Genomic DNA, 25714 nt, shown 5'->3' with positions numbered 1-25714 from the left:
AACATAAAGGCAACATTCATTCAAAAAGGGAAATATACCTGTTATAGTTGATGCTTTGATAGATAAAAAGTTTGGTGAAAATAGAGCCAGCATAGTGATTCATAAAGATTTAAACGAAGAGTTTATATGGAAATCTGCTACTGAAGTTTGTTACTCAGAAACAGCATTTATTAAGTAAATTGACAATCAAACGCCTACTTCAATGAAGATAATACTACCTTTTTTTGAATACACTTGCGGGCACACTTTCTGTTGAAATCAATCCATCATTTATAATAATGAAACGCAAGCACTTGTCTGTGGATATCATGCTAGCATTAAAAATAAAGAATAGCTGGTTCGCATAGCTGGATGTAATTATATTGATGTTAAAAGGTGAACTACATTCAGCACAAGGCTTTGGAGATATGAATTACATGAGTGTTATTTGAAATGAAAGGATTGTACATCTCTATAATTTTCTTTGAAAATCTCGCACTTATGTTAAAATGATACAAAATAAAGGGGGGCATATGATGAAATATCCATTATTAAAAGAGGACATCACCATTGGAGTGACAGCACCTTCCTCTGGTGTTCCCGTTGAACTTCATGATTTATTGAAAACAGCCTGTATGCGTATGGAAAATAAAGGGTATAAGGTTGTTTGTGGAGAAACTGCTTGGACTCAGGATAAGGCAAAATCTGCCCCTGCTATAAAACGAGCAGAAGAGTTTAATAATATGATGTCTAATGATGAGATCGACATCATTATTCCACCATGGGGTGGGGAGCTTCTTATTGAAATACTGGAATATATTGACTTCTCCAATATTCAAACTAAATGGATATTAGGGTACTCAGATGTTAGTCTTTTATTGTTGGCAATGACTTTAACAACTGGTATCGCTACCGCACATGGTACGAACTTAGTAGATTTAAGAGGAGAGTATTCTGATGATACAACCGCTATGTGGCAGTCAGTTTTATCCTTAAAAAAGGGGGAATCCATACTACAGCATTCGTCCAATCAATATCAAAAGGAATGGCAGTTTGATAACCCCACGCCTTATGTTTTTAATTTTACCGAAAAAACGAAATGGCAAACTACATCAGATCATAGGGTGAACATACAAGGGCGGCTACTTGGTGGATGTATCGATACCATCAGACATCTAATTGGAACGAAATTCGGTAATGTTCAAAGCTTTCAAGAAACGCATATACAAGGTGAATCTATTGTATGGTTCTTTGAAAACTGTGAATTATCCACAACTGATTTACGCAGGTCTCTTGTACAAATGAAATTAGCTGGATGGTTTACTAATTGTTCAGGTATGATGTTTGGTAGAAGTGCTGCTAATACATCGGTTGGAAATTACACAATTGAAGATGTGTATCAAGAACTTTCGAAAGAACTACAAATTCCTATTATCTATGACATGGACTGTGGTCATGTGCCACCACAAATCACTTTGATTAACGGAGCTTATGCAGAAATAGATTCATATAATGGTAAAGGCACCATTTACCAACACTTTATATAAGTTTTCCTCAGTGTACAAACACCCTCTAAAAGAGTAGAGGGTGTTTGTATGGTTATGGTGCTTAGATGGAATTACGATAAGCTTTTTGTGTGGAGATGTACGTTGATTTTGATAATATATTTTGGAGATTATGTTTCCCTAATGGACCTAATTTATTTATACTAGAGCCCAACAAACCATCCTTAGCCGCATTTTTAAGTGTTTCAATTTGTTTTGTTGTGAGTTTAGAGGTTTTGCTGCCTTCAATAATTTTATTGACATTATTGATTCTCTCTTTCTCTTTAGAAGTACGGTTAATGTCGTTATTGTTTTGGTTGTTTTGTTTTTGTTGTGTGAGACCATATTTATAAGATCTGCGAGTCATTAAATATTGCATAGTTGCTGAATTTCTCGATGTCATCATAAAATGTTTCCACCTTCCTAATTTTTTAGTATTTACCATACATATCCTATTATCGTCCAAAACTCTCATTACATTAGCTTTAAAATTAAATTATGGAGAAGATGAAGATGAAAATTAACTTAGCACAGATGAATTTAAAAAAACTACCTGATGTAGAGGAATCTCAAATAAAAGAAATAAAGGAATTAAATCTTTTTGATAACGACTTAAGAAAAATACCTACAGAAATATTTGATATGACGAGTATGGAAATACTGAATATTTCAGTCAATAAAATTAACAAATTGCCAGCAGAAATCACGAACTTAAAGAATCTGAGAATGTTAGATGCAGGGCATAATCATATTGACCTCATTCCTCCTGAAATTGGTCATTTAGTGAATATGGAGGACTATTTGTATTTTCATAATAATCAATTGCAATCGATTCCTCCAGAAATCGGCCAGCTTACAAAAGTAAGATATTTAAACGTAAGTGATAATTTGTTGAGTGAACTACCAGAGGAAATAGGGAATTTAAATAAACTGGTAGAACTGCGAATAATGAATAATCGATTAACGGAGTTGCCAGAAGGTTTGAGTAGATTAACGAATTTAAGAGAATTACATTTGAAAAAAAATAAAATAACTATATTGCCTGAAAAGATCGGAGAACTAGCATTATTACGGGTTTTAGATTTAGAAGACAATCAATTACAGAAAATGCCTGATTCCTTACACAAATGTTTAACATTAAGACGGTTAAATGTAAGACATAATAAATTAAGTACGTTACCTGAATCGATAGGTCATTTGAAAAATCTATTGGAATTAGATGTAAGAAGTAATGATTTAAAGGAATTACCGGAGTCATTATTGGCAATGGAAAGCTTAGAACGACTAGATTTAAGGTGGAATCATGAATTAAAGATCCCAAGCTGGTTAGATGAATTAGAGGCAAGAGGCTGTATCGTTTATTTGTAGAAGGGAGATAGTTCGATTTCCGTGAATGCTGCTCTTGAACTTTTAACAACTGTTGTCTTTATTGTGATCATAAGTAATCCGAATGTAATGAACCAAGAGTTTATAACTCATATGAGTAAATTATTTACCACAACAACGAAGCAATTTGAAATATGGGTAGTTAGTGGGGGAATCATCATATTTATTTTATCTGTAGCCATCAATATATTTGATGGATTCCGTAAGGCTCGAATCTGTTAATTCTTTTTGCTATCTTCCATCACTACATCTAGCTTCAATCATTTTAGCTAGTCCAAAAAAGAACATATTGACCAATACGAACGTTGAATAAGATAGCTTCCATCTATTTTTTGTATGCCAGCTCATGTTATAATGAGGAGCTTAAGTTAATTAAGACCTTGAACGGATGCCAAGAAAAGCCTCCGCAGAACGAGACAGTATGGAGGTGTAAGAAAATGAATAAACGTTGGACGATTGGTAAAATTAAAGAATTTGTTGAGAACAATTCGGAAAGTAAGTTGCTAACGACAGAATATCACGGATTTTCTCAAAAGTTACTATTCAAATGTGCATGTGGAAGTAACTTTGAAAAAACATTTACTAAATTTAAAAATAAACATCAACGAAAATGTGATGTATGCCAGCCACCAAAAGAGTCACGCTAAACGTAGTGTCGATACTTAATAAAGCTTTATGTGACCTATAGTATAATAATTTTATATGAGTTTGATTTAAATCACCTTCCTCCTATAGTTCCTTTATAGAGGAGGTGATTTTTTGTGTCTGAAATTATTTCTGAAGTTTTTCCAGGCAGGATGTGGGAGAGGAATAAAGAGTCAAATTGCGCTAGTCATTAAAAAGGCAGAAATGTTGCCTACACAACATTCCCGCCCTTGTTTCAATTATTTATGGGTTATTCGTTGGAAAAATTCGCGCGTTCTATTCATATCTGATACATGCTCATTACATGTTTGGCTATCTGCACAAATATAATTACTATGGTTAGTAAATGTACCCACTACTTGCCCTTTAATGGAAGTCGTAAATAAGCCAACATCTGAATGACGATTACAGATGGCGCAAATACCGCGAACAGTATTGTTGGAAAATATACCTTTAATCCCTTGTAGTTTGTCGTCTTGTTCGAGGACAACGTATTTTCGATGTGTCCCAACATCATCCCATGCTAGGTAACAAATTTGTTGAAAATCAAGTTCATCTAAATTAGGTAGCTTCAGCTTTTTCTCCTTTTTAAACAATGATTTGAGCGTACTAGCTGTCACTGGCTTAAACGGTATGACATAGGCCTTTAACTGCTCTAACAAGGCATCGCCCTGCGCACGATCTGTGACGGTGAAAAGTTGTTCAACAAGCTGTGTTTCCTCAGTGGATAACTCTAATTTGGTAGTAATTTCCGTTTCGACAAGCCCCCGTACTGCAAGAATGACACTTTTGTCCTTCGTTGTGGTAAGGGCATGTAAAATTTTACTTAATTGCTGTTCCAGTAAGTGATAGTTTGCGACCGTTAAGAACGGCTGAATAGTTTGTTTTTCCATTTGAAATCTCTCCTGTTGTATAGGCTAATTTTAAAAGCATTTGGCCTAAGAGATCATTCAATTTCTGTTATGGATATAACTTCATTTAGACCTCTTGGACCTCAGAAGCCGTTCTAGAGCATGCATTACAAGTGAATGCGGACATTTCGATCCCTCCCTTAAGGATTTTGATTTATATAAGTTTTTTATTTTTAGTCTAACAAGTGAATTATCTTGATTTTTTAATTTTATCAAATGTTACGCTTGATTTTCAATAGTCAAATGACCAGTGAAGTGGTGGTAAGTATTTAAACATATATGACCCAATTGCCTTTGAAACTTACTTCATTAACATATTATGCTCATAATCTATATAACAGCCCGTTGGATTTGAAGTCTAGAGCTTCTTAAGAGAAATTTAGGATTGTTTGCTTATTTTTAATAAACTAATTATGTTTCTACCATAAAAAAGAATAAAGTAAATAAGTGTAACATCTATAAAGAAATAAAGTATATTAAATTGAATTGAAGTAATACCGTTTTTGGTAAATAAAGAAAATACAGATGATAACTCATTCTCACCGATGTAACTTATAAATTGAAAAGGGGCTCCAAATTTATTGGTACCATAAGATACAAAGAAAATGGACAATAAGGTCATGATAATGCTAATCCATAATAACCCCTTTTTATTTGTAACTTGCATTTAGCCACCTCCTTTTTATAGTTTCACCACCTAATAATTATAACTTAAAAATTGGAATATGGTATTTTGTTGGGAATATTAATTGAAGTATTTTCCAATAAATCTTATTTTTATATGTGTAATTCAAGTTAATAGAAGGAAAATGAGAATGGTAACATTATTAGTAGCAGTAGGGTCATTTTCAATAAGTTTTACATCCGCACAGAGTGTTAAAGCGCAGGAGCCAGTAATACAGGAAGAAGTATGCACAGCAGAATAGGGGCTTAGAGAAACTCAACAAAAGTATAATAATATTGAAGAAAACTAATATCGTAGCTGATATTTATGGAGTAAGTGCTTGGACATGGACTCAATCAGGAAAAGGAAAATCAACAATAAGTAACACAACGATTGAAACAGACGGATTTTACACTTTAGGTGTAACTTTAAATGGATTTACCATTGGAGCGAAATTACCAGGTACTATTAAGAGAACTTATGATTTATCATAAATTTTAAAAGTTTATGTAATAGAAAGCCCAGACCTTCCATTAAATTTATGGTCTGGGCTTTTCCTGTTTTCATTAAATTATAATAATATTGACCCTTATCATATGGCAAATGGCATTATTTATTTTCTGAATTGTTCGGTAAATGAATGATTGCTATAATGGAATGAATTGGTTTATAAAGGAGGAATTGTGATGACACAGAAAATGAATCGTCAACGAAACAATGCTTGGAGAATTTATTCAATTTAGGAGGCACTATGCTATTAAATCAACAAGGTTTTGATCTATGGGCGGATGGTTATGATCAAACCGTTCAACTTAGTGAGGAAAATCAGCAATACCCATTTGCAGGCTATAAAGATATTTTAAATAAAATTTTTAATGAGGTGATGCAAGTCCCAGCTTCGACTGTATTAGATATTGGCTTTGGGACAGGTGTTTTAACAGCTAAGCTTTATGACCATGGGCACATGATCTATGGTCTTGATTTTTCTTCGAAGATGATGGCTATTGCACAGGCAAAAATGCCACAGGCTAACTTAATCGAATGGGATTTATCGAAGGGTCTACCTGTAACATTGATGAACTATCAATATGATGCAATTGTTAGTACGTATGCCCTACACCATTTTACTGATGAGCAGAAGGTTACGTATATTACACAATTATTACAGCAACTAACACCCGATGGTAAAATTTTAATTGGCGATGTTGCCTTTCAAACAAGAGAGCAGCTAGAACAGTGCCGTCAGGATAGTAAAGGCTATTGGGATGATGATGAGTTTTATTTTGTTCATGAGGAGTTAAAAACTAGGTTGGAGAATTGCTGTCAGCTACAATTTTACCCAATCTCCCATTGTGGTGGTGTTTTTGTCATATCGAACTATACAGAGGTAGAGAGATAAATGCTCATTCAAGACGTTTTATATGGAGAATTCGAAATAGATGGTGTGCTAGAGGAACTTATTCAGTCAGCGCCTGTTCAACGATTAAAAGGAATTCATCAAGCTGGAGCTGGCTATTTGGTGAATCGTCAATGGGCCATTACGAGATACGAGCATTCAATAGGTGTTATGCTGCTGATTAGACGATTTGGAGGTACGCTGGAGGAACAAATTGCAGGGTTGTTGCATGATGTTTCTCATACTGCTTTTTCACATGTAGTAGATGCGGTCCTTGAAAATGCAGAAGAAGATTATCATGATACGATATTGCTAGATGTTACCCAGCCTTCTGCAATTCCAGGAATCCTTAGCAAATACAGTTATAATATGGAGAAAATTTTATGTAATCTAACGAAATGGTCTTTGCTTGAGCAGCCAGCACCAGAACTATGTGCAGATCGAGTAGATTATACATTACGAGATATGTTTCACTACGGACAAGCCTCATTTAAAGATATCCAACGATTTTTACAGGATGTATTTGTATATCAGGGGAAGCTATGTGTGAAAACGATCGATAGTGCAGAATGGTTTGTAAAAACGTATTATCAAGAAGTTATAGATTTTTTTATGGAACCAATCAATATTTATGCAACTAATAAGCTAGCACATGTCCTACAGCTCGCAGTAGCGAAAGGCATTCTATCCATGGTCGATTTTCAAAAAGATGATGCAGCAGTATGGGAGCAATTGAAAGCATCAAATGATGAAGATATTCAACGTTTATTACTACAGCTTCATGAAAAGGTAGAAGTGATTGAGGATCTAGAGAACTATGATATTCATGGTCGACAAAAAGTACGTTTGATTGATCCAAGTGTATATCAATACCAGCAATTGTATAAGGCGAGCGATTTATCAGACTATGTAAAAGAAGTGAACACCTGGGCGAATAAAAAGTTTGAGAAGGGTGTTTATGTGAGAATCATCAATGGTTAGTCTATGACAGATAGGCTAAGGTAATTCATACAAAAGGGGCTATCATAGGATAGCTCCTTTTGCTTGTTAGGCGAACATCGACAAACACAGCATAGACAGCAAGCGTACGTACTTCACTGGCATTTTTGCTCTAGCAAACTATCTGAAAATATAAACTTTATAGGAAGTACTTTTATTATATCGTATCATACGATATAATCGTATTTGACGATATATAGAAGGGGTTCCAATATGATTACAAATATAAATGAGTATTTTACTACGATCTTTTATCATCTACATACAACACATGAAGATGTGATTTCTCACCAAAGCGTGCGGATTTTACAGATGATTCAAAAGGAAGAAGAGGTAACAGTACGCGATATTGCAGGGTTACTGAATATTTCTCCTAATACAGCGTCAGAGCATGTGAAAAAACTAGAGCGACATGGCTGGGTGTCGAAAGAACGTGCGAGCGACGATCAACGTAAGGTAATTCTTCATTTGACAGTCGAGGGCTTACAAGTGCTGAAGAAAAACTCAGAATTAGATGAAGAAAAGCTAAAGCATGCCCTTAATCAGCTAACAGAACAGGAACAACAAGCCATCCTACAGGCATTCCGACGTTTAAGTGAGGTGGCGAAATAATGTACACGTTATTTAAAATTCTTAGCTCAGCAGCAATTATTGGTGTAGTCACAGAAGTGGCTCGAAGATTTCCATCCTATGGCGGGATTATTGCGGCATTACCTTTAGTGAGCATTTTAAGTATTATTTGGCTGACGGTGCAAAGTGAATCGAGTGAGCATATTCAGCGTTTTACAGTTGGTGTTATTGTTGGTTTGCCAGCAACGATGTGCATGCTGTTTGTTATTTACATGGCGATGAAATCCTCTATTCATATTGTCTTCGCTATTGGTTTAGGTATACTTTCCTGGGCGGTTTTCTTGGGCATTCAAAAGGCCATTGCAGGGGTTTTTCATATTTCCATTTAACGAGGAGTTCAGACATTACAATCATTGATATTCAACAATTACCACAACAAAATGTACTTCATTTTTTTAAGGAACATTGGGGAACTACAGAAATGGTCATTTCTAGTGGGGTTTATGACTGTAGCCAGTTAGAGGGCTTTGCTTATGTAAATGACCGTCAAGAGGTGATAGGGCTGATTACTTACGTGATTCGTAAGCAAGAGTGTGAAATCATTTCCCTCGATAGTCTAGTAGAAGGCAAAGGTATCGGTTCCGGGCTTCTCCAAGCAGTAGAACAGATAGCTTTGGATCACGGTTGTACAAGCATGACGCTTATTACAACGAATGATAATCTACCGGCGCTAAAATTCTATCAAAAACGGGGATATTACTTTATCGAAGTATTACCTAATGCGGTGGAAAAAGCAAGAGCCTATAAATCCTCCATCCCACTTATCGGCAATGAAGGCATTCCAATACGAGATGAGCTACGACTACAAAAACAACTGGACTTGTAAAAAGTCCGGTTGTTTTTTGTTATACTGAAAAAGTGGAAAGAGAGGGAAAGTATGAAAAAAATAGTATTTGCATTATTTCTAAGTGTGCTTTTGGTTGGCGCAGCATTTCTAATTTATCTTAAGAGTAATCCACCACTTGTCATTCAGAGTTACACAAGTAAACAGGGCGACGAAGCGGTAAAGGTCATTGCGATAGAAAATAAAGGATTACGTGAAATTAAGCTTAAGCAACTACTTGTCGGTGACAAACTTCCTGACAGCGCGGAGCTTATCATTAGTAAGTCTGAACCATTGAGGTCGAAACAAAGCTTGAGGGAAATACAAATATGTCATTTCATAAATTAACGCAAGTAAAGATTTTACCTCGTGCATACATAGATCAACAAGCAATTGGCAAGCAGCCACAGTATTACGCTGTTCAAGTCAAAGCAGCCGACATTGAGAAGGTAAAGATTCAATATGAATATTTACAAATACCTTTTACCCTAACAGCGGAACTCCAGCAAGGCCAATAGATAGATTAAACGCTAATTTTGTCTTATCGCTTATGCGTGTGTCATTTTCTAAGATTGTTTGATGAAAACCACTTACTCCTCCTAAAACATGGTAATATTATAGGAACAGCAATCGTGATACTAGGAGGGACCTAATGGCAATTCTCATAATGGGTATAGTACTATTTATCTGTGTTATCACTGTGGCTTTAGTGTTTATGAAGAAGTTTTCGAGGAATGAAATTATGCTTGAAGTAACAGCCACCTCAGAAGGGAAAAATGAATTAGATCAAGCCATAATGAAAATATATTTTACGTATTCTATCGGTAAACTTGCTAGTAGGAAACGTCAAATCCTAGGCAGTGTTGAGTGGTCTGAAGGATGGATGCCTGTTAGCTATAATCTAAAGGAGAATGGTATGTATCGTGAGGAGAGACTACTTTATGCAACAAAAAATCAGTCTTACTCTACCTTTGAGATTCATGCATCCAATGCAATCGATGAGCAAGGGCGAGGTGAGGGGTATGCAGTTCTCGTATTAGAAAATCCTGAAATTTCCCATAGATCATCTAGAGCTGGTGTTATCCTTGCCGTCACAGCCAATATGATTACATATCAATTATCAGATTCCACTAGCTGGAACAATGATGTTGTCATTAATTAACCTGAGAAAAGCTATCCAGTTTGGGTAGCTTTTTTTAGTGCTAAAAAGTAAAATTAGGCTGATTATGGAACTATATGATGGGAATAACGTATAAAAAGAAGAGGGCCTTGTAGGATGGAGAAGGATATAGGTGAACGAAATGTAAGGAATCGGCGCAAAAATAGGGCTTCGATGACACTTATTTTGAGATGATTTTTAGTATGATCAAATCAGAAAAATACAATCAATTATGTGTTGAACCAGTAGGATTTCGTGAATATAATCCTGTTTTACATCCCAGGAAGTGGGAGACCGAATTTATACGGTTTTCTATGCTCGCTCATACAGCTATTGATTGACTGGGATTAGTAGCAAGATTCCGATCAAGCTATTCGTCAAAGACTAAATCGCCATTTTTTAGGGCTATTTTTAGACCCTCCCTACGAATGTTGTCACACAGGAGCGATTAGCTCAGATGGGTAAGAAAGTATTAGATATGTAGTGACCCTCCATTAGTCAATGACATACAAGGACTCAGCTTTATCTTTACAGAGTACAAGGATAAAAAACCAACTGGATTGACTGTTACCATGCATTGTGAGGGGGAATATAAAATGAAAAAATGGATAATGCCAATGATTCTAGTACTTCTGTTAACAGCCTGTCAGAGCCCTGAAAAGGAAGTTCATTATATCGCCAAAAGTGATCATTGGAAAGCGATCTACCATAGTAATTCTGATCAAGGATTACGCTTATATTATCTTGAAGATAAGGCTGATTTAGGACCATTACAAATCACCATTGAAGGGGAAAAGGAATCCCAAGATATAGTGGATGTGCAGTTGAATAAAGAGGGGTATTATTCCTTTACTAAAAAAGAAAGTGAGAGTTTTTTTAAGCAGAATGCTACGCCAATTATTCATATGCAATGGCAATCTGAAAGTGAGACTTTAGAAATAAAAAATCATTAATGACTAATAATAATACACTATTGATTAACAGGCATGTTTCCTATGCCATAGGCTTATTGTGCATGATGTGCCATGGTATATAATCGACCAGAACAAATGGATAATTTATTTATTTCTATGTTTGACAAAAAAAACTGTATTCGTTATAGTAATTAACAATTTCATGCAAAAATGAAATGGGCAATGATGAGGACAAGAGAATCGATTAACCATTTTCAGAGAGGGAGGCATTCGCTGCAAGCTTCCTAATGTTGTGATCCCTTCTTACTACCTTGGAGCTGTGCTTGGAAACTTGCACCGTCTTTTGCAACGTTACAGCAAAATCAATGAGCCACTAGTCTATTTACTAGTGGGAATTTGGGTGGAACCACGGGTAATGAACACATACTCGTCCCTATGCAGGGGCGGATATGTGTTTTTTTATTTTGATTCCCATTCTAAAGCTGAATGAGGATCATGTCTCGGGTAGGTCCATAGAATTTCGAATTGTGTGAGCACAAACAGGACTTCTATGACGCCAGAGCAAAATTGATAAAAATTAAAGGAGTCGAGAACATGTCAAATCAAGTTATTCACATTCAATTTTCAGATGGTCAACAGCAAGCATTTACAAAAGGCGTGACACTTACCGAAATTGCCCAAGCGATTCGTCCTGAGCTTCGCAAAAAGGCAGTCGCGGGGAGTGTTAATGGAACCATCGTTGATTTGACGCGCCCGATTATGGAAGATGCTCAAATTACATTGTATGATGCAAGCTCTAAGGAAGGGATTGAGGTTATTCGTCATTCAACGGCCCATTTGTTAGCACAGGCTGTCAAACGGCTATACCCCCATGCACGGTTTGGGGTAGGACCCGTGATTGAAAACGGCTTTTATTATGATATTGACATTGCGGATACACTGACACCGAGTGATTTACAACAGATTGAGAAAACGATGAAACAAATTGTGCGGGAAAATGTGCAGATCAAGCGACGAGAGGTTTCACGGAATGAAGCCAAGAAGCTATTTGCTCATGATGCGTTAAAGCTGGAACTGTTGGAGTCTATTCCCGCCGATGAAACCGTGACAATTTATGAGCAGGGGGAATTTTATGATTTATGTCGAGGTTCCCATGTTCCATCTACAGGGAAATTACAACACTTCCAATTAATGCATGTTTCGGGTGCATACTGGCGAGGCGATAGCAACAATCAGATGCTACAACGTATTTATGGGGTTGCCTTTGCTACAAAAGAGGAACTGCAAAAATACTTCGTGTTTTTAGAGGAAGCTGAAAAGCGAAATCACCGTAAACTGGGCAAAGAGCTGTCATTGTTTATGTTTTCAGAGGAAGCACCGGGAATGCCCTTTTATTTAGCAAACGGTCAAATTTTACGTAATGAGCTGGAATCCTATTTACGAAATTTACAAGCAAAATATGACTACCAGGAAGTAAGAACACCTCTAATGATGAATCAGCGTTTATGGGAACAGTCAGGTCATTGGGATCATTATAAAGACAATATGTACTTTACGCAGGTGGATAATCAAAGCTTTGCCTTAAAGCCAATGAACTGCCCAGGACATATGCTAATCTTTAAAAATAACCTACATTCTTACAGAGATTTACCGATACGAATGGCGGAATTCGGGCAAGTGCATCGACATGAATTTAGCGGAGCGCTGAATGGATTGTTACGTGTTAGGTCATTTTGTCAGGATGATGCACATATCTTTGCTACACCTCAGCAAATTGAGGATGAAATTGCATTGGCACTAAACATAATTGATGAGGTGTACGACGTATTTGGTTTCCAATACACGGTTGAATTATCGACACGTCCAGATGACTATATGGGAGAATTGGCGCTATGGGATCAGGCAGAAGAGGCGCTTGAAAATGTTCTGTTAAATTTAGGCATCGACTATACAATTAATGAGGGGGATGGCGCTTTTTACGGACCTAAAATCGACATCCATATTAAAGATGCTATTCACCGAAGTCATCAGTGTGCCACAGTACAACTCGATTTCCAGCTACCTGAGAAATTCGATTTAACATACATTAATGAACACAATGAAAAAGTTCGACCGATTGTCATCCATCGTGCGGTGTTTGGTTCCATTGATCGTTTCCTTGGTATTCTCATTGAGCACTTTGGAGGGGCGTTCCCCACTTGGCTTGCACCGCAACAAGTGCAAGTCATTGCAGTAGCGGATGCACATCAAGACTATGCCATGCAAGTAGTAAAAGCCCTGCAACATGAGCAAATTAGGGTGCAAATTGACGATCGTCAGGAAAAGCTCGGTAAAAAGATTCGGGAGGCACAATTGCATAAAATACCCTATATCATTGTTATCGGTGATCGGGAGACGGCCAATCAAAACATCTCCGTCCGTAGACACGGACAACAAGCCTCTGTTGAATATACAGTATCACAATTAATGAAAGAAATAACAGAAGCCATCAAACAAAAGAGCTTATAAAAGAAAGCTTGCTTTGAATAGATTTACTATTCAGAGCAAGCTTTCAAAAAAATAATTTCTATTTTTTTGAAATGACTACTAGAATCTAGATGCGATGCATACAATGAATTAAAGGTCCTTGGTCCTCTCTTGGAATTGGGATTGACCAAGTAAAACGGTTTGTGTTTCAGCGTCGATGATTAGAAATTTTCGATAGGTCTCATCGGTATTGTGCTGAAAAGATGCTAAAAAATAAACTTGTCGATTGGGATGAACAAAAGTATGTTGAGAGAGGTCTATTGTTTCTTGTTTACTATTGGTTTTTAAATAAAAGCTTTCCATCGCCTCCGCTATATCTCTATAGGCTATTTTTTGCCGAATATTCCATGAAGCATGGGGATATTCCTCGTAAATTGTACGATTTAGTTGCTGATAAAATTCGTCCTCATCACGAAACGATTGAAATTGGTTGTTTGGATATTGATATAGTGTATTTATTTCAGTTGGTGTGCAAAGTGTGGGTGCCGTAAGGTCTACTGAATGTTGGGGTGGCAATAATATTTTGGAAACAACCATAAAAGTTAAGATGAATACATGCATTATTCAACCTCCAAATGTCTTCTTATCCAAAACATCGCCTACTTTTTTTGGATCTATACATAAGAGAGGTTGTGCTAGCATGATGCAAAGATAAAACCAGCCAGAATAATGTAGGTCTGGCTTTACCCATATCTATACTTTCTTCTATTATATGCCTCGTTATGATTAGGAAGCTTGTGCTTGTTTTAAATATCTATTTAGTAGGACGTCCAATTCTTGACTGTAATCTACTACAGCCGGGTGAGTGAAACCAAGATCCTTTGCTTTTTTATACATAATTCTACGTTTGATCTCAATTTCCGCCTTCAAGAATTGTTTAAGTAATAAGTTTACCAAGATATTTTCCTCCTAATTTTTTATCCTTATTCATAAAATTAATTCCCTATGACCTCGATTCAACTTTTTCATTGTATATCACTTATATTAAAAAAAATGTCATATTGTGTATCGTAAATCAAATTCGTAATTTAGTCACAGATAGGGACCTTCATCCTGCAAAGTAAGAAACAAACTATTTTTACCTAATAGTAAAATAGTTTCTGATAAAAAACCATTTATTAAATATTAGCTAAGTATTATGACCCTAAATAAGAAGTTATTGGGGTTATTTTCATGTTTTTATTTAGAAAAAATTAAGTGTGAAAAAGATGGGGCTTAAACCATTTATACTATGAAAAAAGTTGTTATTTGATATTGAATTTTCTAACAATTCATGGCGTTATCCGTATCTTGTCACATTTTATCAAATTAGCTTTGATGTTGTTTAGAAATGGGGACATTTCATTGTGTGTGGAGAATTATTGAGAATCTTTGAAATTAATGGAATAATAGAAGGTGGAATGAGGTGGGGAGGTGCATGCTGAAAATGCTAGCTTCTGTCGTTTCTTTTCTATTTCACTAGTAGGAGGAGCCTTTTACAGGAACCATCCATTATGTATATCCAGTCAACCTCCATTCATTTTAGTTATGTAGAAGATTTCCTTTAACAAAAAAGAAGCCTACCCTCCATTTTTAAAATGATGGAAAGCAGGCATTTTCATCAGAGGAAATGCTGTTAATGATAGGAATGAGTGCTGGAGTCCGTATGGATGCATTATATGCCATTACATATAGCGAAAAAAATTTCCAAAAAAAAGCAGTGCTATGATGAATCCCTTGAAGGTGATTTGCTCAAAGCACATGTATTATATAGGTTTATGACCGAATAGTATTCCTGAAGCGATAGGTAGATTGCCCAACTGGAAATTTATGTAGGTAGCTAACGTTATATAGAGGCCTTTACATTACAATTGCAAGAGCGTATTTGGAAGATTCATTTACCTTGATTCAGCAAATGATGAATAGAGGTGACAGGAATGACCGAATTATATTTTGTGAGACATGCACATGCCGATTATTCAGAGGTTGAGTATCACCGTCCGCTATCCTTAAAAGGGATTAGGGATGTGGATCGAGTAACAGCCTTATTGAACGATCAGCGAATCGATGCGATATATTCGAGCCCTTATAAAAGAGCCATTCAAACAGTACAGGGTATTGCTAAGTATCATGATGTGCCAATTAAAATAGTGGATGCACTAAAAGAACGACGGCTTGCCAATGGAACGATGGAAGATTTTCAGGAAGCGATACAACGAGTTTGGCAAGAACCAAGTTTTGCGTGGGCAGGTGGGGAATCTAATGAGCAGGCAATGAGGCGTGCTATACAGAGCTTACAATCCATCATTCTTTCTCACCCCCATGACAGCTTAGTTATTGGTACGCATGGCAATATTATGGTGCTGATGATGCAATCCTTTGATGCCCAATATGGTTATGATTTTTGGCAAAGGCTGTCTATGCCTGATGTGTATCGATTATCTTTCCGTGGGCTAACTTTAGTAGAGGTAGAACGTGTATGGCAAAAGGGCTGACAGACAACCAGTGAAGGTTTTTTGAGAGGGCCAACGTAAAGGACTATTACTGAGGCAGTTGGGCAAAACAACAATGTGTCTGTGGGGCAACGTGTTATGCCGATTCGTTAAATCTAGGAGAACCCCAAAGAAGACAAGATTTATGTATCTCCCTTGGGGAACAGCTACTATTTGATTTGTGTCCATTCAGAACGTAATAGACCAAATACTAATATGTCATGGAAGGTGCCGAAGCGGAATATTTCTTTTCGTAAATGCCCTTCCTTAGTAAAGCCGCATTTTTCATAGGAGCGAATAGCTGCCGTATTAAAGCTAAAGACTTGCAGCTTGATTTTTTGGATAGCCATGTATTGGAAAATGAATTCAATAAGTGTTTTCATAGCATCCGTGCCATAGCCCTTTCCTTGCCATTGCTGGCCAATTGAAATACCTACAGAGCAAGTGCTGTTTTGCCAGTTAACGGCGAAAACACCGCAGGAACCAATTAATTGCTGAGTCTCTTTTTCATAGATACCAAAGAAGAATTCATCTTTTTTTCCACTGATAGAACGGAAGAATGTGGAATGGTCCTCCATAGTTTGGGGAAAGGGAATTTCATCATTGGCTAGGAGTAAAGATTTTGTTTCACTTTCAATGGCTACAAATGATTCTAAATCAGCGGGGGACATTTGCTGTAAAGTAATTAATTGACCCGTTAAAAATGTTTTTACATAATGTTCCATGTATTATTCTCCCTTTAATAAGGGCTGCAAGTATTGTTACAACCCCTAGATTGATAGCAAAACGTTAGCGTTTACTACATTTTTCGCACTCACAGGCACTACTCCTTTAATTAGAATGCTTAAATTGTACCATGTCTACCAATTTCGGGGAATATTTTTTAAGAGAGGAAGGAATGGCAGTGCATACAGCCTATTTTAAAAATTTACTACAATTTTTACCGCAGGAGGAGCAACAACAATTACAGAAGGCACAAGGTGCCTCAGATGCACAAATTGAAAGTTTACTAGAAATATTTCCTCATAGTCCGCAATCCTTAATTGAACTACTACAGGATGTCAACGGCACTTATCATTGCAAGCATGGAAAAGAAACTATCAGTGTGCTTGTACTAGGCTCTGATTTGGGAGAATACCCGTATTATTTAAAGTCAGTTGAACAAATCCTAGCAGATTTTCAACATCAGCGTGACACAATTTTTGAGCGTTATCAGGACTTTTTAGAGTATGTGGACATAGATAATAAGATTAATATGCATGTACCGTTGAATGAGCGATTATGTTTTGCAGATTGCATGAATAATGGAGGAACATCTAGTTTGTATCTTGATTTTTCGCCAACTGAAAGGGGCCAAATAGGGCAAGTGGTTCGATATGTCCATGATCCCGATGGCTTTGAAGTCATTGCCTCTTCGTTTGATGAATATTTACAGCAGCTTGTTGAGGGGGATTATGAATTTACAGCTCTCTACGAGGAGGAGTTTTGATGGCTCTGACTTTAATGCTTTATGAGGACAAGTCTCAATCGTTAGTAGAGCAATATACCATTACAGAAGAGCAGCTTCGTTATACAAAGTCACCAAAGGATAGCATTGAACTTGCTAAGTCGGATGACAGTAGACATGCTGTTTTAGCTTTAGATGGAGATAAGCTAGTAAGCTTTTTTGTGTTACATGAAAAAGAAGGAGTGAGGCCTTATTCCTCGAATGAACAGGCATTATTAATTCGCTCATTTTCTACCGATTATCATGAACAGGGCAAGGGCTATGCTAAGGAAGCTCTACAATTGTTACCAACCTTTGTTCGTCAGCATTTTCCATCCATTAACGAGCTAGTACTAGGCGTTAATATTCCAAATGTAGCGGCACAAGCACTCTATGCAAAATGTGGGTTTGTAGATGAGGGTAAACAGGCGATTGGCTTTGGCGAAGAGCTTAAGGTCATGAGTTATTATATGGAGGGTGTGGAGATTTGAGCGATATAAAAGTGGCAAGGTTGGAGCATTTGGAGGCACTATGTGCAATCGATCATGAGGTGATTGGGAATTCATCCAGAAGTGATGAAATTCAGCAAGCGATCGAGGAGAAACGTTGTCTGCTTCACCATTTTGCTGATGATATTACAGGATTCTTAATTTTTACTCAGGACTTTTTTGGCTATGATTTCATTTCCTTGGTCATGGTTAAGCCATCAGAGCGAAGAAAAGGTATAGCCTCTGCATTAATTAATGCTTATGTAAAAACGTCCACAACGTTGAAGGTTTTTTCCTCTACGAATCAGTCTAATACAACGATGCAAAATGTATTTCAGACGTTAGGGTTTGTCAAAAGCGGCGTTATTGAAAACCTTGATGACGGTGACCCGGAAATTATTTATGTAAAAATAGCCTCACCACAGTAGTAGGGTGAGGCTTCAGACTATAGACAAAAGCCGTCGAGAAGTTCATTCTCGATGGCTTTTGTTATTTTTCTATCTCTTTCATTTTCAATATTTGGTAAATCATTGCTGTATCCAACATACTCTTCGAGCATAGATGCTCTCTTAAGCTGTCTGCCACGTCCAAGTAGCTAGTTTCTTTAAATTCATGGCAGCAAAATGAAGCATCGTCTGCATGGACCATTTTTTTAGACCTCTTAAGGTTGTCCATCGCATACCATGCTTTTCTTTTGCATCCGCAAAGACACGCTCAATCGTTTCTTTGCGCTTGGCATAAATTATCACCTCAAAAATTTACTTTTCAACACCCTATATAGATAAAAGTAAGTACTTTATGTAGAAGTTGATTGGAACGAAGGGCGGCGACTCCTGCGGGAAAAGCGGGAAAGTCGAGATCCTGGACTGAGCGAAGCGAGGGAAGCAGCTCGACCCCGCCCGCGGAAAGCGTCCGCCCGTAGTGGAAATCAACGGCTTTACTTTATTTCATTGTAAAAGAAAAAAGACTGTAAGCAAACTCTCAAATTTTTTGAGTTTTTCAACAGTCTGTAGCCTCACCACAGTAGTAGGGTGAGGCTTGCATTTATTTTTTTGCTTTTACGAATAAAAAGGATGGTCGGCGAAGCTCCTTTTCAATAGAAGGTAGCTGTTGAATAGCTTCATCGCTTGGATGAGGTTCAACAATTTTGTCAATTGATAAGCCATGATCAATTAATGTATTGATGATGGTAGCAATCGTGCGATGATATTTGACCACTCCCTCCACCAGCCATGTTTGCTGTCTTATGCCTTCCTCTTGGTAGTGATCCATTGCATAATGTAGCTGTTTACCTTGTTCATCATACATCCAATTATCCTCCGTCGTTCGACGAGCGGTAGCAATCGGGTGCTCCACTGAGAAAATAAAAACGCCGTCTGGACGTAGCATTCGGGCTATTTGACCAATGACTGCCTCAAAATTTTCAACATAATGAAGCGAAAGTGAGCTTGTGATACAATCAAAACGATTGGCGGATGCTTCATAATCCTCAATAGCTTGTAGTTTATAATCAATTTGTGGATGTGCATTTTCTGACTGAGCGATGGATAGCATATTGCTTGATACGTCCAAAGCAGTCACATGCTTGGCGTGGTGTTGGATACAGTATTGGGCGAATTCTCCCATGCCACAGCCAATATCGAGTACTTGTAAATTCGTTAAAGGTGGCAGTAAAGACTTCATGGTAGGTTGCTCTAAAAGACGATTATAATTAGTTGGTCTTTGACGTAATGCCTTGTATTGATTGAAAAATTCAGGATTGTCATAAATATTTTGTTTCATTTTAACCTCCAGCTTGTGAAACATAACGTTATGTCATTTGTGCGCACTATTATTTTCCCATGGGAAATGAAAAAGAAATAGACTTATAATACAATTTTTTGTAAGATGTAGATAGAGGCATGCCATTATTAAATCGTGTTTTAGTTCCAATTATTAACAATTATTTTTTCGGAAGAAAGCTAGTGGGTTCTACTCATCACAAAGTTTTCTATATAGCCTCACGTCTTTGGTGTATTATTTTCTAACTTTCCTGGAGCATGGTAGAGCGTTACTTGGTGCTACCATGATGATCCCCATGTCTATCGGTGATTCATGTTTAAAAGAATTTCACCCAGCGACCTGTTTTTTTTACAATGTTTTCCTTCATAAAGCCTATATAATTATGGCTCCTATCCAGTATTTTCATATCCTTTTTGTTAAACCTCCTAATACTTTACGCATCATACTTCTTTTCATCATCACTCTTTTTCAACTCGTTTTGTTATACCTAATAGGGTTCACCATTGGTTCAGCCTCCGCGCTTTACTAGAAGAAATTGACTGTCGAGGTAACGTACCTGTTTATTTACTGCCCCTATAGCTGAACTAGATAAGCCCATCCTATGCCAGCAGTGTGGATAGCCGCTTTTTTGTTGCTTACTTTCAATAATTCGTGAATGAGGTCAATCCATTGTGCCTGTTGCTATTTTTCATGGAAGGATGAATGTCTTTTATGGTTAGAATATGGCCGTTTCTTCAGATAAACAAGACCTTGTCAAATATCTTATGATTTGTTTCGTCATAAAAATGTAACAATTCTTAAAAATAAAAAAAATTAAAAGGAAATTATGGCACTTCCTGTCATCCGAAGCGTTCTTATTATTTGGAAGCAAATTCCGTATTAAAAGACGTTGGAGGGATTCCGTTGAATCAAGAAACCTTATTAGCCATTAGTAGTAATGCCTTATTTTTTGCCTTCATCCTATTACTGATTGCCATTGTGCCATTAGGACTTGCTGTCAAATCGAAGGGGAAGATGTTTGGTCAGTTTGGTATACTCCTTACCTCTGTTGCCTTTGTCCTACAGCTCGTTTATTTTGTGGTGAGATGGGTAGCTGTAGAACATGCACCCGTCAGCAATATGTACGAATTTATGACGTTCTTTGGCATCATGCTTACAGGGAGTTATCTCATCATCCATTTTTTATACAAGCAACTTGTTGTGGGCTTATTTACAATTCCTGTGTCCTTAATCATTCTTGGCTATGGAAGCGTTTTCGCAAAAGAAGTGTCACCACTCGTTCCGTCTTTACAAAGTCACTGGTTAACTATACATGTGATGACCGTCGCTTTTTCCAGTGCTATTTTATCGGTGTCCTTTGCCACTGGATTAATATTTTTATTAAAAACATTGGATGTTTCCAAAAAATCCATCAGTACATATTCGTTAGAATTCGTCTTGTATTGCTTGGTTGTCGTAATTGGATTTATCGGCATTTCGACTTTTTTCAGCCTTGCAGCGGATGACGTACAGGTACAATTCGAAAATGCTCAAGGTCAGTCAGAAAAAGTAATCTATTCCATGAAACCCTTGATTGTGAATAAAGGAGCGGTCACAGAAACTGGTGATGCGGTTGGATTCATCCAAATGACAAATAAAATAGATGCTAAAAAGTTCAATTCAATTGTCTGGGCATTTATGATTGGTACGGTCCTCTATGCTGCCATTCGTCTGGTCACAAGAAAATCGGTGAGTGCCATATTAAAGCCATGGACAAGTCGCGTACAGCCACAATTAATGGATGAAATCTCCTATCGAGCAGTTGTCATAGGCTTCCCGTTATTCGCATTAGGTGGACTGTTGTTTGCCATGATTTGGGCACAAATAGCTTGGAGTCGTTACTGGGGATGGGACCCTAAAGAAGTTTGGGCATTGATTACTTTTTTATTTTACGCAGCCTTTCTTCATTTCCGTTTATCCAAAGGCTGGGAAGGAGAGAAAACAGCATGGCTTGCCATTATTGGCTTCGGTATCATCGTGTTTAACCAAGTGTTTGTTAATCTAGTGATTGCAGGCTTGCATTCTTATGCGTAGGAACTCCTTTTCTTATTTGCAACAGGACCCCGCTCCTAAATAAATGAGGGAGCCACTCATTCAGATAGATGGCGTGCTTCGAAGTATTCAAGCTAAGCCATACTTATGAAAGGAAAATTGCGATGAAGGTGTCCTTTTTTCTAAAATTGAATATGGTTAGTCTGCTGTATGGTTTGATTTTCTTTCTATCTATGGCCTTACAACTCAATTATTATCGACTACTACGACTTACGGGCTGGGCAGGGGATAAGTTGGATCTTTTCCTTCTTATTGTTCAATTAGTGGGGCTTATTGTAGCGACGATATTTATGTATAGGCTCTCAGTTACATGGCTTGGGCATCGTCGATGGGTTTATGCAACAATGATTTTATGGTTCCCGTATACTGTGATGTTCACAATGATTTTTGCCTATCTGTTTCCTATTTCCCATCGAGGAGATATGCCAGTCCCAGTGCAAGGACTTATCCTGTTGGTCATGCTTGGGGGATACCCGTTGTATATTGCCATCATAAGTCTTACTGCGAGAACATGAAAAAAGAGACATCCAATTTAAGGATGTCTCTTTTCATTTGCTCGTCTATGTGAGGTGAATATTATAGTTTCACTACATTCGTTGCTTGAGGTCCACGGTTGCCTTCTTCTACGCCGAATTCAACTTTTTGGCCCTCTTCTAAAGTTTTGAAGCCATCTGTTTGGATAGCTGAGAAATGTACGAATACATCATTGCCACCTTCCACTGCGATGAAGCCAAAACCTTTTTCTGCGTTAAACCATTTTACTGTCCCTTGTGTCATGTAAACACCCTCCCCAAAAAATTCAACAATCAATTTCTTCAATACATATAAAAAGCGTATTCCCTTTGAATACTCGTTTTTAATCGTAGCAATGAAGTAATGTAATTATTAGTTTTATTATAGTACAGAATTGTTTGTATATCCAGTAAATTCCGTTTTTAGTAAGAAAAAATTTACAATTGTAATCTATTAGTAATGAAACGATCTTCTAGCATTAGTCAATCCATGCCTTTTCCTTTGCAACAATCACTGCCTCCGCACGAGATTCAACGTTTAATTTAACGAATAGCTTGGACAAATAATTCTCAACGGTTCTTTGGGTAACACCGATGGCAGATGCAATGGCTTTATTTGTACAGCCTTGAGCCACGAGCTGTAAAATCTCCTGTTCTTTATCACTGAGCAATACTTCCTGGCGGCTATTCGGCAAGTTAGAGCGTTGCTGGACAAAGTCTAAGAAGTCTGCTGCCAGTAAAATTTCACCACGAAGGGCAGCTTGAATGGTTTGAATGACTTGCTCTTTGGTTGCCAGCTTTGATAATAAACCGTCGATCTTTTTCTCAATTAATAGCTCATAATAATCAGAAAGCTCGTAGCCTGTATATAAAATAATGAGGGCATCTGGTTGTTTTTTCTTAATCATTTCGGCAAGTTGGATACCGTTGATGGGTTTCATATTAATATCAATGAGAAATAACTGAAAGGCTTCTGTATCCATTCTTCGTATAACTGCTGTACTATCCTGTTCGGTTTCAATCTGGACATTGACTAAATCCTGTAACAATGTTTTTGTACCATCTAAAACGACAGGATGGTCATCTATAATAAGTATGTTCATCATATGAATCCCCGTCCTCTTGTATTTGAATAAAAATATGCATTCCTTCATTATGGCTAGATTGGATGGTAATGTCCCCATTAAAGGCACGGACACGCTCACGAATTCCATTGATGCCCATAGAAGCGGAAGACTGAATTAAATCCTCTATATTACAGCCTACACCGTTATCATCATATTGAAGAATAAAGCCTTGAGGTATCGCTTGAAGGATTAAAGACACTTCTGTGGCATTGGCATGTTTAATCGCATTATTTAATAGCTCCTGTACTAGGCGATAGACGACTAGATGGAGTGTGACATCCTTAAATTCTACTCGTTCAATTTGAGAGCTTACTAAAAAATTGGCTCGTATTTTTACCTTTTGAATTAATTTTTTTAAGGCCATTTGTAAGCCAAAGGTATCCAATAGGGGCGGGCTTAAATTCTCACAATATTCCCGTAAATCCTTTGTGGCATTCAGGAGCTGTTCACGAATATCCAAAATGGTTTCCCTTTGAATTATAGGGGTGCCAGCGAGGACATCGAGTTCTCTTGCTAAATGTAGCTGCTCCTGCAAAACCGTATCATGTAGTTCCTGTGCTAAAATACTCTTTTCCTTCTCAATGATATTCCATAATAGTTTATCAAGCCAAGGAAGGGGTGTATCACTCGTATTTTTCATTTGTTGAACTTCAAGTACTAAATCTTCAATTTGCTGTAAATTATTAATAGACATTGAAACATATAGTGCAAGTAGCTCGAGCCACAGCAGTTCTTCCTTTTGTAGCGCATGCTTAATTTCTAACACTATTTTTTCGTCACCTGCATCATGTAGCAGCAATTGAGTATAGTGGGTTTCGGGCAGGGGAGCAGGTGTATCTTCTGTGACTATGCTTATGTTGAAGGCTGTCGTGCCTAGCTTTTCGGTGATTTCATACTTAAAGCGCTCCAGTAAATCTTGTTGATTTTTAGCCTTCCCCATACGTTGAACGGCGGCATATAAATTATGTACATAATTTCCAGTAGAAGAAAAAATAATTTTTCGATACTTAAAATCAATACGTTCCTTTATATAAAAACTAGCCATCATCACCATGAAAACTAGTAAAAAAATACTTGTAACATGCACTATGGATAATTGTCCCATAAACAAAAGAGCAATACCTGTCGTCAGTAGGAGAGCACTGAAAAACGCCAGAGTCGAATAATAACGTAATCGAGATAATTGGTATTCAATATCAAATAATCGTTCGTTCACTTGGATGAACAGAAATGAAAAAGGTATAAATAATAAAAATAACGAGGCTATGTCAGCGTGTAATAACGGCTTATGCCCTAAAATTTCAGGTGTCACGAAAAACATCAGAAATGGTAAAAACGGAATGATAAAGGCAATGGCAATCAACCGAATTTTAGCCAATTTTGTGCGCAAATAACTCGTTAATAAAATATAAATAGCATATAGCACAAGGATGGCGAATATACCTAAGTTCAGGAGAGGGGTAATCTCTCGGAATGACGGTTTTAAGCCTTCCAATAAGTAACAACCAGGGATGATGAATGGTGAAAAATACAGCCACTTGCTGTCCATATAAGTCCATTGAATTTGAAGATAATGGAAAAGGTGCTGTAAAAAATGAATGAAAAGCACCATGCATAAAATAATACCTATACCAATAACTACTTGGCCAATGAGATTGCCCCTTGCTGATGCCCCTGTACTAATATAAGCCAAGGAGCAGGTTAATAAAAATAACGTCAATAAAAATGTTGGAGGGTTATCCTTGTTGCGTCGCCATAAATAAATAGCTACACCGAAAGCGAGAAGAAAATAGAAAATCGGGAATAGAATTTGCAAATATAATTCTTCTGGCATATCTATATGCCTCACATCAATTGTTTGAATCGTCCCATCAGACTTTTGGATAGTTAGTTGTTTGGCACTTCTAATCAGTGAGAATAATTGCACAGAGCGATTTTCCCAGGAAGGTTGCCCATCAATGGCTAGAACAATATCACCCTGTTCAATATTTTGTTGAGAAGCCCAGGAAGAATAGTAGCTATCCATAATAGCTGCTTGCCCGCTTGTCGTATCAAGGGTGAGACTAATAAAAGGTGTTTTTATGGCAATTGCTAATACGTAGGTGCCGAGCATTAAATAGGTAAGAAAAATACCATATGTCCATTTTTTCATTATGAAACCTCTGTTTGTTAGATGATAAT

The 25714-nt window shown here is 37.2% G+C and carries 31 protein-coding genes and 1 pseudogene; 21 read left to right on the top strand and 11 right to left on the bottom strand.

The features are described from left to right. Positions 1–512 precede the first annotated feature (512 nt). Positions 513–1526 carry a S66 family peptidase gene (locus tag AC3CH7_RS00335; RefSeq protein WP_197148355.1) on the top strand — a complete coding sequence of 338 codons (1014 nt, stop codon included), beginning with the start codon at positions 513–515 and terminating at the stop codon, positions 1524–1526. Positions 1527–1587: 61 nt separating this feature from the next. On the opposite strand, the gene AC3CH7_RS00330 is transcribed toward AC3CH7_RS00335, so the two are convergent. Further along, a complete protein-coding gene (locus AC3CH7_RS00330) occupies positions 1588–1929 on the bottom strand; it encodes a hypothetical protein (RefSeq protein ID WP_031419681.1) in 342 nt (113 codons plus the stop codon). A gap of 107 nt (positions 1930–2036) precedes the next feature. Here AC3CH7_RS00330 and AC3CH7_RS00325 point away from each other — a divergent pair, with 107 nt between their 5' ends. From AC3CH7_RS00325 to AC3CH7_RS00315, 3 genes are all read left to right on the top strand, one after another. Continuing rightward, positions 2037–2891 (top strand): leucine-rich repeat domain-containing protein, encoded by an 855-nt coding sequence (locus tag AC3CH7_RS00325; protein ID WP_230584397.1) that lies wholly within the window; start codon positions 2037–2039, stop codon positions 2889–2891. 21 nt (positions 2892–2912) lie between these two features. Then, positions 2913–3131, top strand: coding sequence for a hypothetical protein (locus AC3CH7_RS00320; RefSeq protein ID WP_197148356.1), 219 nt, complete (start codon positions 2913–2915; stop codon positions 3129–3131). Positions 3132–3346: 215 nt separating this feature from the next. Continuing rightward, positions 3347–3556, top strand: coding sequence for a hypothetical protein (locus AC3CH7_RS00315; RefSeq protein WP_031419684.1), 210 nt, complete (start codon positions 3347–3349; stop codon positions 3554–3556). Positions 3557–3793: 237 nt separating this feature from the next. Here the strand turns inward: AC3CH7_RS00315 and AC3CH7_RS00310 are convergent, their stop codons facing one another. Next, complete coding sequence (locus AC3CH7_RS00310; protein WP_036168098.1) at positions 3794–4447, bottom strand: FusB/FusC family EF-G-binding protein; 654 nt, start codon at positions 4445–4447, stop codon at positions 3794–3796. A 397-nt stretch (positions 4448–4844) separates the two neighbouring features. Continuing rightward, the gene (locus tag AC3CH7_RS00305) at positions 4845–5132 is read right to left on the bottom strand and encodes a hypothetical protein (protein WP_031419686.1); all 288 of its coding nucleotides are present in this window, start codon (positions 5130–5132) and stop codon (positions 4845–4847) included. A gap of 293 nt (positions 5133–5425) precedes the next feature. On the opposite strand from AC3CH7_RS00305, the gene AC3CH7_RS00300 reads away from it, so the two are divergent. The 11 genes from AC3CH7_RS00300 to thrS all read left to right on the top strand — a co-directional run bounded on the left by AC3CH7_RS00300 (position 5426) and on the right by thrS (position 13558). Then, complete coding sequence (locus tag AC3CH7_RS00300) at positions 5426–5623, top strand: hypothetical protein (protein ID WP_198696172.1); 198 nt, start codon at positions 5426–5428, stop codon at positions 5621–5623. Positions 5624–5880: 257 nt separating this feature from the next. Further along, positions 5881–6528 carry a class I SAM-dependent methyltransferase gene (locus tag AC3CH7_RS00295; protein WP_012294293.1) on the top strand — a complete coding sequence of 216 codons (648 nt, stop codon included), beginning with the start codon at positions 5881–5883 and terminating at the stop codon, positions 6526–6528. Continuing rightward, on the top strand, positions 6529–7506 hold the full coding sequence (locus AC3CH7_RS00290; protein WP_488381497.1) for an HD domain-containing protein: 978 nt from the start codon (positions 6529–6531) through the stop codon (positions 7504–7506). Positions 7507–7737: 231 nt separating this feature from the next. Further along, complete coding sequence (locus AC3CH7_RS00285) at positions 7738–8136, top strand: MarR family winged helix-turn-helix transcriptional regulator (protein ID WP_031419688.1); 399 nt, start codon at positions 7738–7740, stop codon at positions 8134–8136. Beyond that, the gene (locus tag AC3CH7_RS00280; RefSeq protein WP_012294296.1) at positions 8136–8483 is read left to right on the top strand and encodes a DUF3147 family protein; all 348 of its coding nucleotides are present in this window, start codon (positions 8136–8138) and stop codon (positions 8481–8483) included. Before AC3CH7_RS00285 ends, AC3CH7_RS00280 begins: the two co-directional genes overlap by 1 nt. Positions 8484–8497: 14 nt before the next feature. Continuing rightward, positions 8498–8980: a GNAT family N-acetyltransferase gene (locus AC3CH7_RS00275; RefSeq protein WP_031419690.1), complete on the top strand. Its 483-nt coding sequence runs from the start codon at positions 8498–8500 to the stop codon at positions 8978–8980. A gap of 51 nt (positions 8981–9031) precedes the next feature. Next, entirely contained in the window at positions 9032–9325 is a 294-nt protein-coding gene (locus AC3CH7_RS00270; protein ID WP_488381496.1) for a hypothetical protein, read from the top strand. After that, on the top strand, positions 9307–9495 hold the full coding sequence (locus AC3CH7_RS00265) for a hypothetical protein (RefSeq protein ID WP_488381495.1): 189 nt from the start codon (positions 9307–9309) through the stop codon (positions 9493–9495). The genes AC3CH7_RS00270 and AC3CH7_RS00265 overlap by 19 nt, the downstream gene beginning before the upstream one ends. Positions 9496–9629: 134 nt before the next feature. Next, positions 9630–10139: a hypothetical protein gene (locus tag AC3CH7_RS00260; RefSeq protein ID WP_036168112.1), complete on the top strand. Its 510-nt coding sequence runs from the start codon at positions 9630–9632 to the stop codon at positions 10137–10139. 593 nt (positions 10140–10732) lie between these two features. Then, positions 10733–11089, top strand: coding sequence for a hypothetical protein (locus AC3CH7_RS00255; RefSeq protein ID WP_031419694.1), 357 nt, complete (start codon positions 10733–10735; stop codon positions 11087–11089). 555 nt (positions 11090–11644) lie between these two features. Next, a complete protein-coding gene (gene thrS, locus AC3CH7_RS00250; protein ID WP_488381494.1) occupies positions 11645–13558 on the top strand; it encodes a threonine--tRNA ligase in 1914 nt (637 codons plus the stop codon). 108 nt (positions 13559–13666) lie between these two features. On the opposite strand, the gene AC3CH7_RS00245 is transcribed toward thrS, so the two are convergent. After that, entirely contained in the window at positions 13667–14137 is a 471-nt protein-coding gene (locus tag AC3CH7_RS00245; RefSeq protein WP_036161549.1) for a hypothetical protein, read from the bottom strand. A gap of 165 nt (positions 14138–14302) precedes the next feature. Next, entirely contained in the window at positions 14303–14473 is a 171-nt protein-coding gene (locus tag AC3CH7_RS00240) for an aspartyl-phosphate phosphatase Spo0E family protein (RefSeq protein ID WP_025117185.1), read from the bottom strand. Positions 14474–15492: 1019 nt separating this feature from the next. On the opposite strand from AC3CH7_RS00240, the gene AC3CH7_RS00235 reads away from it, so the two are divergent. After that, complete coding sequence (locus AC3CH7_RS00235) at positions 15493–16050, top strand: histidine phosphatase family protein (RefSeq protein ID WP_099805180.1); 558 nt, start codon at positions 15493–15495, stop codon at positions 16048–16050. Positions 16051–16217: 167 nt separating this feature from the next. Here AC3CH7_RS00235 and AC3CH7_RS00230 read toward each other — a convergent pair whose 3' ends face one another. After that, positions 16218–16772: a GNAT family N-acetyltransferase gene (locus AC3CH7_RS00230; protein ID WP_031419701.1), complete on the bottom strand. Its 555-nt coding sequence runs from the start codon at positions 16770–16772 to the stop codon at positions 16218–16220. 173 nt (positions 16773–16945) lie between these two features. Between AC3CH7_RS00230 and AC3CH7_RS00225 the strand changes: the two genes are divergently transcribed. From AC3CH7_RS00225 to AC3CH7_RS00215, 3 genes are read left to right on the top strand one after another with little or no spacing between them, the layout of a single operon-like run. After that, positions 16946–17536, top strand: a complete 591-nt coding sequence (locus AC3CH7_RS00225; RefSeq protein WP_241740542.1) for an SMI1/KNR4 family protein — start codon at positions 16946–16948, stop codon at positions 17534–17536. Next, complete coding sequence (locus AC3CH7_RS00220) at positions 17536–18024, top strand: GNAT family N-acetyltransferase (protein WP_036168123.1); 489 nt, start codon at positions 17536–17538, stop codon at positions 18022–18024. The genes AC3CH7_RS00225 and AC3CH7_RS00220 overlap by 1 nt, the downstream gene beginning before the upstream one ends. Further along, positions 18021–18449 carry a GNAT family N-acetyltransferase gene (locus AC3CH7_RS00215; RefSeq protein WP_036168127.1) on the top strand — a complete coding sequence of 143 codons (429 nt, stop codon included), beginning with the start codon at positions 18021–18023 and terminating at the stop codon, positions 18447–18449. The genes AC3CH7_RS00220 and AC3CH7_RS00215 overlap by 4 nt, the downstream gene beginning before the upstream one ends. A 141-nt stretch (positions 18450–18590) precedes the next feature. Here AC3CH7_RS00215 and AC3CH7_RS00210 read toward each other — a convergent pair. Both AC3CH7_RS00210 and AC3CH7_RS00205 read right to left on the bottom strand, forming a co-directional pair. Further along, a pseudogene (locus AC3CH7_RS00210) lies at positions 18591–18764 on the bottom strand (transposase); the annotation flags it as partial. Between the two features lie 301 nt (positions 18765–19065). Continuing rightward, positions 19066–19803 carry a class I SAM-dependent methyltransferase gene (locus tag AC3CH7_RS00205; RefSeq protein ID WP_036161554.1) on the bottom strand — a complete coding sequence of 246 codons (738 nt, stop codon included), beginning with the start codon at positions 19801–19803 and terminating at the stop codon, positions 19066–19068. 903 nt (positions 19804–20706) lie between these two features. Between AC3CH7_RS00205 and ccsB the strand changes: the two genes are divergently transcribed. After that, complete coding sequence (gene ccsB, locus AC3CH7_RS00200) at positions 20707–21876, top strand: c-type cytochrome biogenesis protein CcsB (RefSeq protein WP_031419871.1); 1170 nt, start codon at positions 20707–20709, stop codon at positions 21874–21876. A 152-nt stretch (positions 21877–22028) separates the two neighbouring features. Further along, positions 22029–22409, top strand: a complete 381-nt coding sequence (locus tag AC3CH7_RS00195) for a hypothetical protein (protein WP_080695248.1) — start codon at positions 22029–22031, stop codon at positions 22407–22409. A 61-nt stretch (positions 22410–22470) separates the two neighbouring features. On the opposite strand, the gene AC3CH7_RS00190 is transcribed toward AC3CH7_RS00195, so the two are convergent. From AC3CH7_RS00190 to AC3CH7_RS00180, 3 genes are all read right to left on the bottom strand, one after another. After that, positions 22471–22671, bottom strand: coding sequence for a cold-shock protein (locus AC3CH7_RS00190; protein WP_012294314.1), 201 nt, complete (start codon positions 22669–22671; stop codon positions 22471–22473). Between the two features lie 214 nt (positions 22672–22885). Then, the gene (locus AC3CH7_RS00185) at positions 22886–23509 is read right to left on the bottom strand and encodes a response regulator transcription factor (RefSeq protein ID WP_230591387.1); all 624 of its coding nucleotides are present in this window, start codon (positions 23507–23509) and stop codon (positions 22886–22888) included. Further along, positions 23487–25685 (bottom strand): sensor histidine kinase, encoded by a 2199-nt coding sequence (locus AC3CH7_RS00180; RefSeq protein ID WP_488381493.1) that lies wholly within the window; start codon positions 25683–25685, stop codon positions 23487–23489. The genes AC3CH7_RS00185 and AC3CH7_RS00180 overlap by 23 nt, the downstream gene beginning before the upstream one ends. Between the last annotated feature and the right edge of the window lie 29 nt (positions 25686–25714).

The organism is Lysinibacillus sp. F12, from assembly GCF_057773605.1.
Note: the sequence above shows the minus strand (reverse complement) of the source record. Positions and strands in the feature narration are given on the sequence as shown.

Bases quoted from the DNA above. Each gene is read 5' to 3' on its own strand.
- AC3CH7_RS00335 (WP_197148355.1), top strand. From the start codon at position 513: ATGATGAAATATCCATTATTAAAAGAGGACATCACCATTGGAGTGACA.
- AC3CH7_RS00330 (WP_031419681.1), bottom strand. From the start codon at position 1,929: ATGATGACATCGAGAAATTCAGCAACTATGCAATATTTAATGACTCGC.
- AC3CH7_RS00325 (WP_230584397.1), top strand. From the start codon at position 2,037: ATGAAAATTAACTTAGCACAGATGAATTTAAAAAAACTACCTGATGTA.
- AC3CH7_RS00315 (WP_031419684.1), top strand. From the start codon at position 3,347: ATGAATAAACGTTGGACGATTGGTAAAATTAAAGAATTTGTTGAGAAC.
- AC3CH7_RS00310 (WP_036168098.1), bottom strand. From the start codon at position 4,447: ATGGAAAAACAAACTATTCAGCCGTTCTTAACGGTCGCAAACTATCAC.
- AC3CH7_RS00305 (WP_031419686.1), bottom strand. From the start codon at position 5,132: ATGCAAGTTACAAATAAAAAGGGGTTATTATGGATTAGCATTATCATG.
- AC3CH7_RS00295 (WP_012294293.1), top strand. From the start codon at position 5,881: ATGCTATTAAATCAACAAGGTTTTGATCTATGGGCGGATGGTTATGAT.
- AC3CH7_RS00290 (WP_488381497.1), top strand. From the start codon at position 6,529: ATGCTCATTCAAGACGTTTTATATGGAGAATTCGAAATAGATGGTGTG.
- AC3CH7_RS00285 (WP_031419688.1), top strand. From the start codon at position 7,738: ATGATTACAAATATAAATGAGTATTTTACTACGATCTTTTATCATCTA.
- AC3CH7_RS00280 (WP_012294296.1), top strand. From the start codon at position 8,136: ATGTACACGTTATTTAAAATTCTTAGCTCAGCAGCAATTATTGGTGTA.
- AC3CH7_RS00270 (WP_488381496.1), top strand. From the start codon at position 9,032: ATGAAAAAAATAGTATTTGCATTATTTCTAAGTGTGCTTTTGGTTGGC.
- AC3CH7_RS00265 (WP_488381495.1), top strand. From the start codon at position 9,307: ATGTCATTTCATAAATTAACGCAAGTAAAGATTTTACCTCGTGCATAC.
- AC3CH7_RS00260 (WP_036168112.1), top strand. From the start codon at position 9,630: ATGGCAATTCTCATAATGGGTATAGTACTATTTATCTGTGTTATCACT.
- AC3CH7_RS00255 (WP_031419694.1), top strand. From the start codon at position 10,733: ATGAAAAAATGGATAATGCCAATGATTCTAGTACTTCTGTTAACAGCC.
- thrS (WP_488381494.1), top strand. From the start codon at position 11,645: ATGTCAAATCAAGTTATTCACATTCAATTTTCAGATGGTCAACAGCAA.
- AC3CH7_RS00245 (WP_036161549.1), bottom strand. From the start codon at position 14,137: ATGCATGTATTCATCTTAACTTTTATGGTTGTTTCCAAAATATTATTG.
- AC3CH7_RS00235 (WP_099805180.1), top strand. From the start codon at position 15,493: ATGACCGAATTATATTTTGTGAGACATGCACATGCCGATTATTCAGAG.
- AC3CH7_RS00230 (WP_031419701.1), bottom strand. From the start codon at position 16,772: ATGGAACATTATGTAAAAACATTTTTAACGGGTCAATTAATTACTTTA.
- AC3CH7_RS00225 (WP_241740542.1), top strand. From the start codon at position 16,946: ATGGCAGTGCATACAGCCTATTTTAAAAATTTACTACAATTTTTACCG.
- AC3CH7_RS00220 (WP_036168123.1), top strand. From the start codon at position 17,536: ATGGCTCTGACTTTAATGCTTTATGAGGACAAGTCTCAATCGTTAGTA.
- AC3CH7_RS00205 (WP_036161554.1), bottom strand. From the start codon at position 19,803: ATGAAACAAAATATTTATGACAATCCTGAATTTTTCAATCAATACAAG.
- AC3CH7_RS00195 (WP_080695248.1), top strand. From the start codon at position 22,029: ATGGTTAGTCTGCTGTATGGTTTGATTTTCTTTCTATCTATGGCCTTA.
- AC3CH7_RS00190 (WP_012294314.1), bottom strand. From the start codon at position 22,671: ATGACACAAGGGACAGTAAAATGGTTTAACGCAGAAAAAGGTTTTGGC.
- AC3CH7_RS00185 (WP_230591387.1), bottom strand. From the start codon at position 23,509: ATGAACATACTTATTATAGATGACCATCCTGTCGTTTTAGATGGTACA.
- AC3CH7_RS00180 (WP_488381493.1), bottom strand. From the start codon at position 25,685: ATGAAAAAATGGACATATGGTATTTTTCTTACCTATTTAATGCTCGGC.